The following is a 14,976-nucleotide window of genomic DNA, read 5'->3' as shown; positions in this document are numbered from 1 at the left end:
CTCCGCAAGCGGCCCATGCGGCCCCGCCCCCCCCACCACCGGCAGAACATGTCTGGCATGTCGCCGAAAACGGCCAGACCCGAGGCCCGTTTTCAAAGGCGGCTCTGGGCCGAATGGCCGCCGCGGGTGAGATCACCCGCCAGACCCATGTCTGGACCGCCGGTCAGGACGGCTGGAAACACGCGGAAGATGTGGCAGAACTGGCCCAGCTCTTCACCATCCTTCCGCCACCACCACCGGGAAGCTGAACTGAAAATCCCAATTGCTCGGCTGCGCACACGTTTTTAACGCCGCAGCCGGGCGCAGCGCTTTCTCTATCGCACACGCGATTCCACCCAGACAGATCCGACTTTTCATATGACCGCCACGCCGCCGCCCGCCCCGCAAGAGAGCACACGCTTCCCCTGTCCGCAATGCGGCGCAGACTATCGCTTTGCACCACGGCAGGGCCTGCTAATCTGTGACCATTGCGGCCATGAGGAAGCCACCGAGCAGGGCGACCGCGCCGCTGCCATCACGGAACTGGACTTCAAATCTGCTCTGGCAGAACAGTTGCCCGCCGCAGACGTCATGGAGACTCGGGCCTGTTCCTGCCCGAATTGCGCCGCCCATGTGGTCTTCAGCGGGGACACGCATGCCACCGAATGCCCCTTCTGTGCGACCCCGGTCGTTGTAGACACAGGAACACACCGTCAAATCAAACCTCGCGCAGTGCTGCCGTTTCAACTGGCCGAGAAAGAAGCCCATTCAGCCATGAACCGCTGGCTTGGCGGGCTTTGGTTTGCGCCCAATGGTCTCAAAGACTACGCGCGCAAGGGTCGCAAGATGGACGGCATCTACGTGCCCTACTGGACCTATGACGCCGATACAAAGTCGGCATATGTCGGCGAAAGGGGCACAGTCTACTACGTCACCGAAACGGTGATGCGCGACGGCAAACCTGAATCCCGCCAGGTACAGAAAATCCGCTGGCGCCCTGCGTCAGGCAGGGTCGGACGGTGGTTTGACGATGTGCTGGTTCTCGCGTCCAGAGCTCTACCTAAAAAATACACCGATGCTCTGGAGCCCTGGGACTTGTCTGCGTTGGAACCTTACGCGCCAGAATTCCTCGCGGGCTTTCAGGCAGAGGGCTACTCCATCGCACTGGAAGAGGGATATGAAGAAGCCCGCACGCGGATGGATCGCGTGATCCGAAGAGATGTCGCCTTTGATATTGGTGGCGACCGGCAGCGCATTCATTCCATATCCACCACGGTCAATGATGTGACCTTCAAACATATTCTCCTCCCAGTTTGGCTCGCTGCCTATAAATACCGCGGACAGTCCTATCGTTTTGTCGTCAACGGGCAGACCGGTCGGGTTCAGGGTGAACGCCCCTATTCGGTATGGAAAATCTCCTGTGCCGTTGCGCTCGCTGCCCTTGCAGCTGGGGCGCTCGGTTATATCATCGCTCAGAACCAATAATCGCGAGGACACGGCAATGAGCCATCATGCCGCTCTGCAAGACCTATTGCACAAACGCCATTCCTGTCGGGCCTTCAAATCGGCAGCCGTACCCAAAGCTGTGATCTCACAGATTCTGCTGGACGCAGGACGCGCCCCATCTTGGTGCAATGCCCAACCCTGGAAAGTCATCCTCACCTCCGGCGCAGAGACTGACGCGTTTCGTGCGACGATGGCGCGGGCTTTTGACACGGGCGCACCCGCCCCTGATTATCCTTTCCCCACAACCTACACCGGCGCGCATCTCAAACGACGGCGCACCTGCGGGTTTCAACTCTACGAATCCGTGGGAATCGGCCGGGGAGATCGTGAAGGCCGCGCGCGCCAGATGAAAGAAAACTATACGCTTTTTGGCGCGCCTCATGTGGCGTTGATCACTTGCCCTGTGGAACTTGGCCCCTACGGTGTCCTCGATTGTGGGGGCTTCATCACTGCCTTTTGTTTGTCCGCGCAAGCGCAGGGGATTGGCACAGTACCTCAGGCGGCTTTGTCGCTCTATTCCAACGTTGTCAGAGACCACTTTCGCATTTCAGAGGACCGCAAAGTCCTCGCAGCCATTTCTTTTGGCTACCCCGATGAAGATGCCGCCATCAACCAGTTCCGCACCGACCGCGCGGAATTGGACGCCTTTGTAGAGTGGCGCGACTGAGGCAGTTCAAGCGCTCTTGGCACGGGGTGCCACGCGTCCTTTGATGTCACCGGCTGCCACAAAAGGGGCCGCGCTGTGATGAATGCTCTCGGAGCGATCTGCGCATACCCGGCGAGGTGACCGGAACAAAAAGAACTTGCCCAGCGCCTTCCAAGTTCCAACCATTGGGGCCTCTGCATTGGTTTCAAAACGTTCGCGCCAGCCTGTTGGAAGGCTGATGCCACAAGCCTCTAAACGCTCAAGCATCCAAACCAGCGGAATATTTGCCAGCGGTCGGGCATCTTCAAAGCCGACAAGCTGCCCACCGACGTCACTGTGCGCACCGCGAAACCACACCTGTTCCACCCGACCGTCCCAATTGTCCGGACATGTCCAAAGTTCGGGTTCAAACACCTGCCGTGTCTCATCCAACGCCAGCGCATGATACCCATGACGCACAATCGGAGACAGATGGTGATTATGAAAGGCGTGACGCTGTTCGGTCAAACGCCAAAGCAGTGGCACTCGCGCGCCCAATGCCTTGACCGTGTCCCAGACCCCAATCATTTCGATCTCAACAGTTTTGTGGCAATGCGCCTCGGCAAAATCCACCGCAGCCACACTGTCGGGGGTCAACTCATAGTGGCGATACGCCATGCGGATATTGCGTTCAGTCGCGCATTCGGCGCGCAAAAGCCCCACGCGGTCAATCACGCCAGCAAGCGATCGCACAGCGAAGGCCCCGCGTGAATATCCCATCAGGAAGATACGATCTCCGGGGCGATATCGACTGGCGAGATAGCCATAAGCACGCCGGATTTGCCGATTGATCCCCCGCCCCATCATGACATCAAGGGTCTGAGACCAGCTTTGCCATTGCATACCCGCCTCATAATAGACGGACACATCTGCCCCCAATTCGCTAAGCAACCGATAGGTCAGACCAGCATTGGTTTCATGTCCCGGCGTCAGAGAGGACATGGTGCCATCAAGAATGATCACATGGGTTAACGGCCCGCGCCGCAGCGTGGCCGGAGAGTGGCGGCTGGCAAATCGTCCTGCCAGCCATCCGCTTATGCGCTCACGCAGCCCGATCTTTTGCCTCTTTCAACATTTGCCAAACGCGATGCGGCGTGAAGGGCATATCTGCCTGCCGCACACCATGCTCCCAAAGGGCATCCTGAACGGCATTTGCTGCAGCAGCCATGGCACCAACGGTGCCCGCTTCTCCACATCCTTTCATTCCCATCACATTGGCTGTGGAGGGAACCGCCTCTGTCGTAAAGCCAATCATGGGCATATCGCCCGCACGTGGCATCGCATAATCCATGAAGGTCGCAGTCAAAAGCTGCCCCTCGTCATCATAGACCACATGCTCCATCAAAGCCTGCCCAATACCTTGTGCCACGCCACCATGGACCTGCCCTTCAGCGAGCATTGGGTTGATCAAGTTTCCAAAATCATCCACCACGGTGTATTTCTCCAAGGTGACCTGTCCGGTCTCGGGATCCACTTCAACCTCTGCAAGATGCGCGCCATTTGGGAAACTTCGTGCTGGCAAAGTGGTACGTTCTTCATGCACCATCAAATCCAGTCGACCGTCCGCACGCGCCATAGCTGAGGCTTCAAGCAGGGTTGGGTGTAAGTTAGAGCCTTCCGCGCGAAATTGCTCATCATCAAAAGTCACGTCCTCGGCATCCACGCCCATCTTATCTGCAATATAAGGCGTAAAGGCTTTAATCATCGTTTCCACGGTCGCCAAAGTTGCTGTGTTTTGCACTGTGACGGATCGGGATCCTCCTGTACCGCCGCCCTGCTTGATGCGGTCACTGTCGCCCTGCACCACCTCAATCACATGCGTGGGAATACCGGTTTGGTCACTCAAAAACTGCGCATAAACCGTCTCATGCCCTTGCCCATTGGACTGCGTACCGACGTAAATCGACACTGTGCCATCTTCGTTAAATTCAACGCGCGCACTCTCGCTCGGATCTCCAAGAATACTTTCGATGTAATAGCACAATCCGGCCCCGCGTAATTTGCCTGCTCTCGCACTTGCCGCCTTACGGGTTTCAAACCCGGCGACATCCCCAAACGCCTCTAGTCGGCTCAACACCCGGTCAAAATCACCCACGTCATAGGTTTCATCTGTGGCGGTCTTATAGGGAAAGGCCGCTTTCGGAATGAAATTACGCCGACGCAGCTCATAGCCGCTCACACCTAACTCCCGTGCGGCCCGATCCATCAATCGCTCCAACACATAGATCGCTTCGGGGCGGCCTGCGCCGCGATAGGCGTCAACGGGCGTCGTATTGGTATACACACCATCCACCTGCAACCATGTGGTTTGCACATCATAAACCCCCATCAGAACACGGCTGAACAGTTGCGTTTGAATGGCCTGCGCAAATTGGGAGTTATACGCGCCCATATTCGCTACGCTCTTCACCCGGTAAGCTGTTGCTTTGAGGTCCGCATCAAAGGCCATCTCCGCCACAGAGATAAGATCCCGCCCCGCGTTGTCTGACAGCATGCTTTCGGTCCGCTCGCCAATCCACCGCACAGGTTTTTCCAAAAGCTTTGCCGCATAGGCCACCAGCAATGGTTCCTGATAGATCATCGCCTTCATGCCAAATCCACCGCCAGTGTCTGGGTTGGTCACGCGCACTTGCTCAGGCTCCAATCCCAGAACGCGCACCACATGGCCTTTTGTACCCCACACGCCCTGACCATTGTTGGCCACATGAATGCGACCGTCCTCCCATTCGGCATAGGCCCCGCGAGGCTCCATCGAATTGACGATCACACGGTTGTCCCCAACCTCAAGGCTGACAACATGCGCAGCTTCCGCAAAGGCCTTATCTGCAGCGGCTTCATCCCCCAATCCCCAGTCAAAGGCCAGATTTTCGGACGCCTCTTCATGCAACTGCGCGCCGCCTCGCGCCAAATCCATGGAGGCTTCCAGATCTTCGTAGTCAAACAGGATCATCTCTGCCGCATCGCGCGCCTGATCAAGTGTTTCCGCAACAATCATGGCAAGCGGCTCCCCAACATAGCGCACGCGCCCAGTTGCGAGTAAGGGGCGCGTTGGAGCGGCCCCCTTGCTGCCATCACGATTGTCCACTTGCGTGCCTGGCAAGGTGGCATCCACCCCTGCCGCCAAAAGATCCGCCTGTGTCACAACGCAGGCAACGCCCTCCACCTCCAATGCATCCGCCACATCAAGTGACGCGATTTTGGCATGCGCGACAGGGGCGCGAAAAAAATAAGCATGCAGGGCCGCAGGCGGCGCGATATCATCGACATACCGCCCCTCACCCGTCAAAAAACGCGTGTCTTCGACCCGTTTGACGGGCTGGCTCTTCCCAAATTTTTCCATGGCTCCTGCTCCCCTGCGCGTGGCTACGCAGCGGACTGTAGCGCAGGATCAACCGCTGTCCAGAGCGCCGAAAGTCTTACAACGCGGCGACAGTTGTCATTTGCTGCAAACCATAGCCATTGAAGCCCGTAGACAGGCTGGCCGAATAAGCCCCCATAGCGCGGATCATCACAAAATCCCCCTCCTCAATATCCGCTGGCAAGGCAACAGGATCCGGCAGCCTATCCAGACTGTCACAAGTCGGGCCGTATACCACTTTGCCCACGTTCTCTCCGGTCACAGACCTCCCGTCAGAGCGCACCACGCTGATGCGATCCGGAACGCCAATGTCTCTCAGCTCCGTCAACGCCCCATAGATCCCATCGTTGAGAAAAACAGCACTGTCCCGAACGGCTTTTACCCGCACTGCCAAAGTAAAGGCCTCTGCGACCATGGCCCGCCCCGGTTCACAGACCAACGCAGGCGCACGCACCCCAAACGCGCGCTTGGTCTCCCGCGCGATACGATCAAAAATCGCCTCCAAATCCGGCGCCACACCACTGCGATGCGCCGCAAACCCACCGCCCACATTCAAACGTTGCAAAGTCACGCCCGCCCGCTTAGCCACATCAGCGGCCTCCACGATGTAAACCGCCCAAGCCTGAGGATCCGCACATTGCGTACCCGGATGGAAGGTCAGAGAGGTCGCAAACCCCATCTGCTGCGCCTGCCGCAAAAGCGCTACAGCCAGATCCGGATCCGCACCGAACTTCTCGCCAAAGTCATAAGCCGCGCCCGCCACGGGCAACCGCAGACGCACCGCAATCTCCGTCCCCTGTCGCGGCACATCAACCAGTTTCTCCAATTCATGCGGGCAATCCACAGACCAGCTTGCAATGCCATGTCCCACCGCTTCGGCAATTTCCGCGCGGGAGCGCACCGGGTTGTGATAATGCAGCACAGCGTCAGGCGCGACCGCTCGTACGCGCGCCATTTCCAAAGGAGACGCCACATCAAAGGCAGACAGGCCCGCCCCCACCAGATTGCTCAAAACGGCCTCATGATCATTGGCCTTCACCGCATAAGTGACCAGCCCGTCAAAGCCTTGCAAAAACCGGCGCGCCGTCGCCTGCAGCACCTCAGGTGCAAAATACAACACCGGCGCATCTGGTGTGAACTTCTTCAGATGCCAGAGCGGGGAAGGCCAGAGGGCCGGATCATTGCGCATAGTCTACCTCAATTCCTGTTCCTCACAGAATTTCGCGTTTTTCGGTCGCATTCACGCGGCAATCCCGCTAAACAGTGCAATTCAATCGGCACAATGACGACAAAATCATGCAACTTGACGAAACCGACACCCAACTTCTCTCCCTGCTCGGAGAAAATGCGCGCGCGCCCGTGGCCACTCTGGCTCGCAAACTGGGCCTCGCACGGACAACAGTTCAGGCCCGGATTGAGCGCCTTGAAACCTCAGGCGCCATCGCAGGCTACACGTTGCGCCTTGGCGATGCCGCACGTCCACGCCTGCGCGCTACAGCGTTGATTTCAATTGAACTGCGGGCTGGGCCAACTGTGCTGGACCGCCTGAAATCCCTGCCAGCGGTAGAATCGGTGCACACTTGTTCGGGACGCTTCGACCTCATCGTACAACTCGCCGCAGACAGCACCGCAGAGTTGGACGACACTCTGGACAACATCGGGGAGGCCAAAGGCGTGAAAAGCTCCGAAAGCCTTATTCATCTTTCGACAAAATTGGATCGACAGAGCAGCTAACGCAGTGTGCGTTTTATGTGAGGCAGTCGGATCGATTTTCGCGTTCGACTGAATGGAAGAGGCCACGAACAAGCGCTTCAATTCAAACGCAAACTGCTTTAGACGTCTTCTGCCTTGCTTTCTGACGGCGACACCGCGGGTATGGTTGACTTGTCATAGCCCCTTGGCCCGACATCTCCTTCCCAAAAACTCTTGTTTCCTCGGCGAAAAACAACAATCTCGCTCCCAACCCCCAATTTTTCCAAGTCAGCCAAACAGCGGGACGCACTCTTGCCAATCAATCCATCAGCAAGCCGCCAAGACATATAGCCACGTCCGGTGCCACGGCCTTTATTCTTGTGTTCGACAAAACCAGTTATTTCTGCAGTGGTCCGTTCGCCAAATCTCCGCGCCAACACCGCGTGATTGGCGCGTGACCCAAACCACCAAAGCGCAATCAGTCCTGCCACGCCTCCGATCAACGCCATAAATCGCGTCTCTTCGGCATTTTTGCGCGTGTCTCCTACAGGAAATTCAAACTTCCCGGGGCGTTTCGCTAAATACCGAATGCTTCGTGTGTGCCCAATGATGGCATGCCCATGCGTTCCGCGCGGCACGCGCGCCTCGCCACCGTATGTGCGTCCCGCGACTTCATACTCAAACGTCAGGTAGTACTTGGTGGTATCATTGCTCCTGCTTGTCCTCTTGTCGGTAACACGTGCCTCAATCTCAATCCCATTGGCATCAAATCGCGCAGCATCCCGATAGTCTCTGGTGCTTAACGCTGTGAATACAACCACCACTCCCGCAGCGATCATTGCCCAAAAACCGCCGAACCGCCAAAAAATCATAAACCACCCTTGTGGTCGCGTCAGATTGTGACGAGGCTTTATTGTCACCACGAATTCACCCTTTCCGGCTTCAAAGCCTTGCGTTACATAGCGGCTGCAACTCTACCGGGATAGATCTGACATGGCGATGGAAAAGACCTTCAACGCAGCCGAGGCCGAGGGCCGACTTTATGAGGCTTGGGAAAAAGCAGGCTGCTTCACCGCAGGCGCAAACGCAAAACCGGGCGCGTCAACCTATTGCATAATGATCCCCCCGCCCAACGTCACCGGCGTTTTGCACATGGGCCACGCCTTCAACAACACGCTACAGGACATCCTGATACGCTGGAAACGCATGCAGGGGTTTGACACCCTCTGGCAGCCGGGCACCGATCACGCGGGCATCGCCACCCAAATGGTCGTGGAGCGTAAGCTGGCTGAAACCGGGCAACCGTCCCGCCGCGAGTTGGGCCGCGAAAAATTCCTTGAGAAAGTCTGGGACTGGAAAGGTGAATCCGGCGGCACCATCGTGAACCAGCTCAAGCGCCTTGGCGCGTCCTGTGATTGGGACCGCGAGGCCTTCACCATGTCCGGTGCCCCCGGTGCCCCTGCGGATGTGGCGGGCGGCAACTTCCACGATGCTGTGCTGAAAGTCTTTGTTGAAATGTACAACAAGGGCCTGATCTATCGCGGCAAGCGTCTGGTGAACTGGGATCCACATTTTGAAACCGCAATCTCCGACCTCGAAGTGGAGAACATCGAAGTCGCGGGGCATATGTGGCACTTCAAATACCCGCTCGCAAACGGCGCAACCTACACCTACGTCGAGAAAGACGAGGACGGCAACGTCGTGCTGGAAGAAGAGCGCGACTATATCTCCATCGCCACCACGCGGCCTGAAACCATGCTGGGTGACGGCGCTGTGGCTGTGCACCCGTCTGATGAGCGCTATGCGCCGATCATTGGCCAGCTCTGTGAGATCCCGGTTGGGCCAAAAGAGCACCGCCGCCTGATCCCGATCATCACCGATGAGTATCCGGACAAAGACTTTGGCTCCGGTGCGGTGAAAATCACCGGCGCGCATGATTTCAACGACTATCAGGTCGCCAAGCGCGGCGGCATCCCGATGTACCGCCTGATGGACACCAAAGGTGCGATGCGCGCGGACGGCGAAGACTACGCCTCTGCCGCCACCCTTGCGATGGCTGTGGCCAAAGGCGAGCAAAACCTCACCGAGAATCAGGCTGACGCGGTCAACCTCGTGCCAGACGAACTGCGCGGGCTGGATCGCTTTGAGGCGCGCAAGCTGGTGGTCGAACAGATCACATCAGAAGGTCTCGCCGTGACCTTCACAGAAACCTATGTCGATGAGGAAGGCCATGAGGCCACCCGCGAGGTGCCGATGGTCGAGAACAAACCGATCATGCAGCCTTTTGGGGACCGCTCCAAAGTGGTGATCGAGCCGATGCTCACCGACCAGTGGTTTGTGGATGCAGAGAAAGTTGTCGGCCCGGCGCTGGACGCGGTGCGCGACGGCACCGTGAAAATACTGCCGGAATCTGGTGAGAAAACCTACTACCATTGGCTGGAAAACATCGAGCCTTGGTGCATCTCCCGCCAGCTGTGGTGGGGCCACCAGATTCCGGTTTGGTACGGCCTTGATCTGTCCGCAGAGGACTTCAAAGACGACGAGACCAATGGCGCGCTCGATCTTGTCGAAATGGGCCGTTTGCTGGGCGAAGGCGGCATGCTGCACCGGGGCAATGTGATGCACTGCGCCGCGAGCTTTGACGATGTCGCCGCGCAGTTCCTGGACGACAACGCCAACATTCCGGCACCGCTGAACAATGCCAAAGTGGTTGAGGTCGCGGACAAACACGAAGCCGTCCACATGCTGGCCGAAAGCCTCGCGCAATATGTGGTGGATCAGGACCCGCTGAAGCTGGTCTTCCCGGTCTGGCGTGACCCAGACGTGCTCGACACATGGTTCTCCTCCGGCCTCTGGCCCATCGGCACGCTGGGCTGGCCTGAGCAGACCGACGAGCTGGCAAAATACTTCCCGACCTCCACGCTGGTCACCGGGCAAGACATCCTGTTCTTCTGGGTCGCGCGCATGATGATGATGCAGCTTGCTGTGGTCGATCAGATCCCGTTTGACACGGTTTACCTGCATGGCCTTGTGCGCGACGCCAAGGGCAAGAAGATGTCCAAATCCACCGGCAACGTGATGGACCCGCTGGAGATCATTGATGAGTACGGCGCCGACGCGCTGCGCTTCTCCTCTGCGGCCATGGCGGCGCTGGGCGGCGTTCTGAAACTCGACATGCAGCGCATCGCGGGCTACCGCAACTTCGGCACCAAGCTCTGGAACGCCGCGCGCTTTGCCGAGATGAACGGCGTGTTTGAGGAGGGCGTGACCGCCTGGAGCGGCGAAACCCTCAGCCAGACCGCGAACCTCTGGATTGTCGGCGAAACCGCAAAGGTGCGTGAAGAGGTCGATGCGGCGCTGGAAAGCTTCCGCTTCAACGATGCCGCCAGCGCGCTTTACGCCTTTGTCTGGGGCAAGGTCTGTGACTGGTATCTGGAGTTCTCCAAGCCGCTGTTCTCCTCAGAGGACGCCGCAGCGGTGGCCGAAACCAAGGCCACCATGCGCTGGGTCATCGACCAGTGCCTGATCCTGCTGCACCCGATCATGCCGTTCATCACCGAAGAGCTCTGGGGCAACCTTGGCGACCGCGCCAAAATGCTGGTGCACGCCGACTGGCCGACCTACACGGCGGCAGAGTTTGTGGATGCCAAAGCCGACCGCGAGATGAACTGGGTGATCTCCGTCATCGACAACATCCGCTCCGTGCGCGCGCAGATGGGCGTGAACGCCGGGGCAAAAATCGATGTGGTTGTGAGCGAGATCACCGAAGAAAACCGCGCCGCCTTTGCCGCCAACCAGGCGCTGATCTTCAAGATCGCGCGTGTGGTGTCACTTGAGGAAGTGGCCGCGTTCCCCAAAGGCACCGCAACCGTGGCGGTCGATGGCGCAACCTTCGGTCTGCCGCTGGCCGACATCATCGACATTGATGCGGAAAAAGCGCGCCTTGAGAAGGGTCTCGGCAAACTCGCCAAAGAGCTTGGCGGTCTGCGCGGGCGTCTGAACAACCCCAAATTCGTCGCCTCCGCGCCGGATGAGGTGGTGGAAGAAGCCCGTGAAAACCTCGCCGCGCGCGAAGAAGAGGAAGCCAAGATCAAGGCCGCCCTCGCGAAACTCGCTGAGCTTAATTAAGCTAACACAAAAAGCGTCATGCCCAACTCATGGGCATGACGCGTATTTTTTCAGAGCTGGCTCTATTTAAAAACCGGCGCGCGCTTCTGAAGATTGGCCGCGATGACTTCCATCTGATGCGGCTTCCCCATCAACTCCGCCTGCACCCGGCTTTCCTCCAAAAGAACAGCGTCTTCGTCATGCTGATGGGTTTCGGCAAACCCAATCAAGGCCTTAGCCGCCCGGATGGCTGAGGGGCTTTTGGTCGCAATCTCCTCTGCCAAAGCCATCGCCGCGCCAAGCGGGTCTTCGACAACCTCTGTGACTAGCCCCCATTCAGCCGCCTGTGCAACGCTGAAAGACTGAGCCGTATAGGTCAGCTTCCGAATAACATCAGACCGTGTCAGATGCGGCAGCAACGCCATGCCGCCCATGTCAGGCACGATCCCCCATTTCATTTCCATGATCGACATTTTGGTGTCAGGTGCTGCAAAGCGCACATCCGCCCCAAGCGCAATCTGAAAGCCACCCCCATAGGCCACACCTTGAATGGCACAGATCACAGGCACCGGCAGCTTTCGCCAAACAAGCGGCACTTGTTGAAAAAGATTGGCATTCCCATGCGTCCGCGGCAGCAGCATGTCGCCAGCATCTTTGCCCGCCATCGCACCAAAAGACATGATATCGAGGCCGGCACAAAAGGCCTTCCCTTCCCCCGACAACACAACAACGCGCACGTCGTCGTTCTCCATCAAGCTTTCTCCAGCTTCGGCAATAGCCGACAACATCTCAGGGTCCAACGCATTCATCTTATCGCCTCGGGTCAATGTCACCCGCGCAATATGGTTTTCAATTTCTACAGAAACACGGGCCATGTCTGCCTCCTCACAGATTGGGTCTTTGACAGACACAGTTCCTTGCGGATGCAAGGAAATCCACCCTAACGTCAGGGCATTTTCTCTTGTTCATTTCCCGCCATTGCGTCACCTTCCCGGCCATGACCGGACCACGCTTTACAGATTTGGCAAACAGCCTCCCCGCCACGGTGCCCTTTGTCGGCCCCGAAGCCCAAGAACGCACCATTGGCCACCCATTTGCAGCGCGTATGGGCGCAAATGAGAACATTTTTGGCCCCTCTCCGAAAGCCATCGCCGCCATGCAGCGCGCGAGTGCCGACATCTGGAAATATGCGGATCCGGAAAGCTATGAGCTGCGGCAAGCTTTAGCGCTACATTATGGCGTTGGTTCAGACAATATCGTTGTTGGAGAAGGCATTGATGGCCTGCTCGGCTACCTCGTGCGCCTTCTTATTGCCCCCGGAGATGCGGTGGTCACCTCTGATGGTGCCTATCCGACTTTCAACTACCACGTCGCCGGTTTTGGAGGTGCTCTGCACAAAGTTCCCTACATCGACGATGCCGAAAGCCTGCCTAACCTCCTGGTCAAGGCCGCAGAAGTCGATGCAAAACTTGTTTATTTCGCCAATCCGGACAACCCAATGGGCAGTGTCTGTTCTGGGGCCGAGATCGAGGCACAGCTAGAGAATATTCCTGACGGCTGTGTCCTGTTGCTGGACGAAGCCTATATCGAGTTCGCTCCAGAAGGCACGGCTCCGAACATCGTCATCAACGATCCTCGCATTATCCGAATGCGCACGTTCTCAAAGGCCTATGGGCTTGCTGGCGCACGCGTTGGGTATGCTTTAGGCGAACGCCATACAATTCGGGCCTTTGAAAAAATTCGCAATCATTTTGGCATGAACCGCGCAGCACAAGCTGGCGCATTGGCAGCGCTACAAGATGGCGAATGGCTAGAGCACACTAAAAACTGCGTGGCTAATTCGCGTGACAGCATTGCCGCCATTGCCAGAAAGCACGGCTTGAAGCCTCTTCCATCTGCTACGAATTTTGTTGCAATCGATTGCGGCGGTGATGGCATGTGGGCAAAACGTATCCTCGACGGTCTGGTATCTGAAGGGATCTTTGTGCGCATGCCTGGTGTCGCCCCCCAAAATCGCTGCATTCGCGTGAGCTGCGCTCCAGAAGAAGAAGTCCGGCTCTTTGACATTGCATTGGGCAAGGCGCTGACGGACCTTCATTCTTCAAATTAACCCGTGTTCTTAGGCTGTTCACGTTTTTTTTGGCCAACTGTGAAAAGATTCGAGGCTATCCTGTTTTGAAGGAGAGCCCCGATGTCACGCCCTGTGCAACCTGTCGAAGATTACACCAAAACCTGCCTCGCTATGGCTTTTGTAAATCTGCTGTGGGTTTTTGTATTGATATTCGTTTTGTGGGGCTTACCCGCAGTGATGGTTCTGTCAGTCATTCTCAATGCTGGCATCAACAGGTTAGATAACATACGCAACCATCGCCCCTAGTACATACGTGTCGCAGATGGCCACGACACGCAATTGAACAGCGTTAAAGTCCATGAAAGCGTTTTCAACGCACGGCAATCGATTTGGCCGCAGCCTCAATTGCTCCGGAGCCATGTGGTATGTCCAGCGCGATCAACCCGGACTGCACAGTTGCAAGCAATCCCATGATCATCTGCGCATTGACATGCCCCATATGGCCAAAACGGAAGAAACCATCACTGTTGGGGTCGTCCTCCGTTGCCATCCCCAGACCAATACCAAGAGTCAATCCAGCCTGATCCTGACACCAGCGGCGTAGCCTGGTGCCGTGCTCTTTTCCGATCCTGAGCGATGTAACGGCATGACTGCGCGCATAGGGATCAGTAATATTCAGTTCTAAGGGGCCTTCGGAGCTCCACACCTGTACCGCTGCCCAAATTGCTTTGGCCAACGTTTCATGGCGTAACCAGACATTGTTCAGCCCTTCCGCCAAAATCATATCCAAAGCAACCCGCAACCCGTAGATATGATGCGTCGGCGCAGTGCCGCAAAACAGCTGATAATAAAGCTCTGGATTAGCGCGCGGCTGCCAATCCCAATATCGGCTGACCCGTTCTATCTCAGAGCGTCGTTTGGCTGCCTTTTCATTAAAAAAGACGAACGCGACACCCGGCGGGACCATCAGGCCTTTTTGACAGGCGGCGACCATGACGTCGACACCCCAACGGTCCATTTCAAAACGGTCACAGCCAAAAGACGCTATGCAATCCACCATCAGGAGCGCGGGATGCCCTGTGGCATCAATCGCGCTTCGAAGAGCTGCAATATCGCTTTTGGCAGATGTAGATGTATCAACATGAACAGCCAGAACAGCCTTGATTTCATGCGTGGGGTCATTTCGTAGCGCCTCTGCGACGACCTCAGGGTCAATGGGGGCACGGCGCCCGAAATCCAACACATCGCATTGCGCCCCCAGCCCTACGGCCATTTCGCTCCACCCATGACCAAACGCCCCTGCAGCGGGAACCAGAACTTTGTCACCTGGCGAGAGGACATTGCTCAAGGCGGCCTCCCACACAGCATGGCCGTTACCGATATAAATTGCTGCCTTGTGAACCGTACCCGCAACGATCTTCAAGTCGGATAAAACACCGTAGGTGAGATCAATCAACTCGCCTTCGTAGATGTTGGGAGCGCCCCGATGCATCGCACGCAATACGGCTTCTGGCATCACCGATGGCCCAGGAATCGCCAAGTAAGGTTGCCCATTCGTAAGATCCATCACACATCTCC

At 57.2% G+C, this 14,976-nt stretch carries 12 protein-coding genes; 6 read left to right on the top strand and 6 right to left on the bottom strand.

The features are described from left to right. From J7382_RS18025 to J7382_RS18015, 3 genes are all read left to right on the top strand, one after another. On the top strand, positions 1–248 hold a 248-nt coding region (locus J7382_RS18025; RefSeq protein WP_209070372.1), incomplete at its 5' end, for a DUF4339 domain-containing protein. 109 nt (positions 249–357) lie between these two features. After that, complete coding sequence (locus J7382_RS18020) at positions 358–1,464, top strand: TFIIB-type zinc finger domain-containing protein (protein ID WP_209070371.1); 1,107 nt, start codon at positions 358–360, stop codon at positions 1,462–1,464. A 16-nt stretch (positions 1,465–1,480) separates the two neighbouring features. Further along, positions 1,481–2,152, top strand: a complete 672-nt coding sequence (locus tag J7382_RS18015) for a nitroreductase (RefSeq protein WP_209070370.1) — start codon at positions 1,481–1,483, stop codon at positions 2,150–2,152. Positions 2,153–2,158: 6 nt separating this feature from the next. Here J7382_RS18015 and J7382_RS18010 read toward each other — a convergent pair whose 3' ends face one another. From J7382_RS18010 to J7382_RS18000, 3 genes are all read right to left on the bottom strand, one after another. After that, entirely contained in the window at positions 2,159–3,208 is a 1,050-nt protein-coding gene (locus J7382_RS18010; protein WP_348540050.1) for a DUF2235 domain-containing protein, read from the bottom strand. Positions 3,209–3,212: 4 nt separating this feature from the next. Then, complete coding sequence (locus tag J7382_RS18005; protein ID WP_209070369.1) at positions 3,213–5,510, bottom strand: xanthine dehydrogenase family protein molybdopterin-binding subunit; 2,298 nt, start codon at positions 5,508–5,510, stop codon at positions 3,213–3,215. 76 nt (positions 5,511–5,586) lie between these two features. Further along, complete coding sequence (locus J7382_RS18000) at positions 5,587–6,717, bottom strand: type III PLP-dependent enzyme (protein ID WP_209070368.1); 1,131 nt, start codon at positions 6,715–6,717, stop codon at positions 5,587–5,589. A gap of 107 nt (positions 6,718–6,824) precedes the next feature. Between J7382_RS18000 and J7382_RS17995 the strand changes: the two genes are divergently transcribed. Then, positions 6,825–7,262 (top strand): Lrp/AsnC family transcriptional regulator, encoded by a 438-nt coding sequence (locus J7382_RS17995; RefSeq protein WP_209070367.1) that lies wholly within the window; start codon positions 6,825–6,827, stop codon positions 7,260–7,262. A gap of 98 nt (positions 7,263–7,360) precedes the next feature. Here the strand turns inward: J7382_RS17995 and J7382_RS17990 are convergent, their stop codons facing one another. Continuing rightward, positions 7,361–8,092 carry a hypothetical protein gene (locus J7382_RS17990; protein ID WP_209070366.1) on the bottom strand — a complete coding sequence of 244 codons (732 nt, stop codon included), beginning with the start codon at positions 8,090–8,092 and terminating at the stop codon, positions 7,361–7,363. A gap of 121 nt (positions 8,093–8,213) precedes the next feature. Here J7382_RS17990 and J7382_RS17985 point away from each other — a divergent pair, with 121 nt between their 5' ends. Continuing rightward, positions 8,214–11,348 (top strand): valine--tRNA ligase, encoded by a 3,135-nt coding sequence (locus J7382_RS17985; RefSeq protein WP_209070365.1) that lies wholly within the window; start codon positions 8,214–8,216, stop codon positions 11,346–11,348. Positions 11,349–11,410: 62 nt separating this feature from the next. Here J7382_RS17985 and J7382_RS17980 read toward each other — a convergent pair whose 3' ends face one another. Then, positions 11,411–12,202, bottom strand: a complete 792-nt coding sequence (locus J7382_RS17980; RefSeq protein ID WP_209070364.1) for a crotonase/enoyl-CoA hydratase family protein — start codon at positions 12,200–12,202, stop codon at positions 11,411–11,413. A 122-nt stretch (positions 12,203–12,324) separates the two neighbouring features. Here J7382_RS17980 and J7382_RS17975 point away from each other — a divergent pair, with 122 nt between their 5' ends. After that, positions 12,325–13,437 (top strand): pyridoxal phosphate-dependent aminotransferase, encoded by a 1,113-nt coding sequence (locus J7382_RS17975; RefSeq protein ID WP_209070383.1) that lies wholly within the window; start codon positions 12,325–12,327, stop codon positions 13,435–13,437. Between the two features lie 331 nt (positions 13,438–13,768). Here the strand turns inward: J7382_RS17975 and J7382_RS17970 are convergent, their stop codons facing one another. Next, positions 13,769–14,965: an aminotransferase class V-fold PLP-dependent enzyme gene (locus J7382_RS17970; protein WP_209070382.1), complete on the bottom strand. Its 1,197-nt coding sequence runs from the start codon at positions 14,963–14,965 to the stop codon at positions 13,769–13,771. Positions 14,966–14,976 lie beyond the last annotated feature (11 nt).

The organism is Shimia sp. R11_0 (genome assembly GCF_017744035.1).
GTDB classification, from domain to species: Bacteria; Pseudomonadota; Alphaproteobacteria; order Rhodobacterales; family Rhodobacteraceae; genus Shimia; species Shimia marina.
The sequence above is the reverse complement of the archived record's forward strand: the minus strand, read 5'-3'. Positions and strand labels throughout refer to the sequence as shown.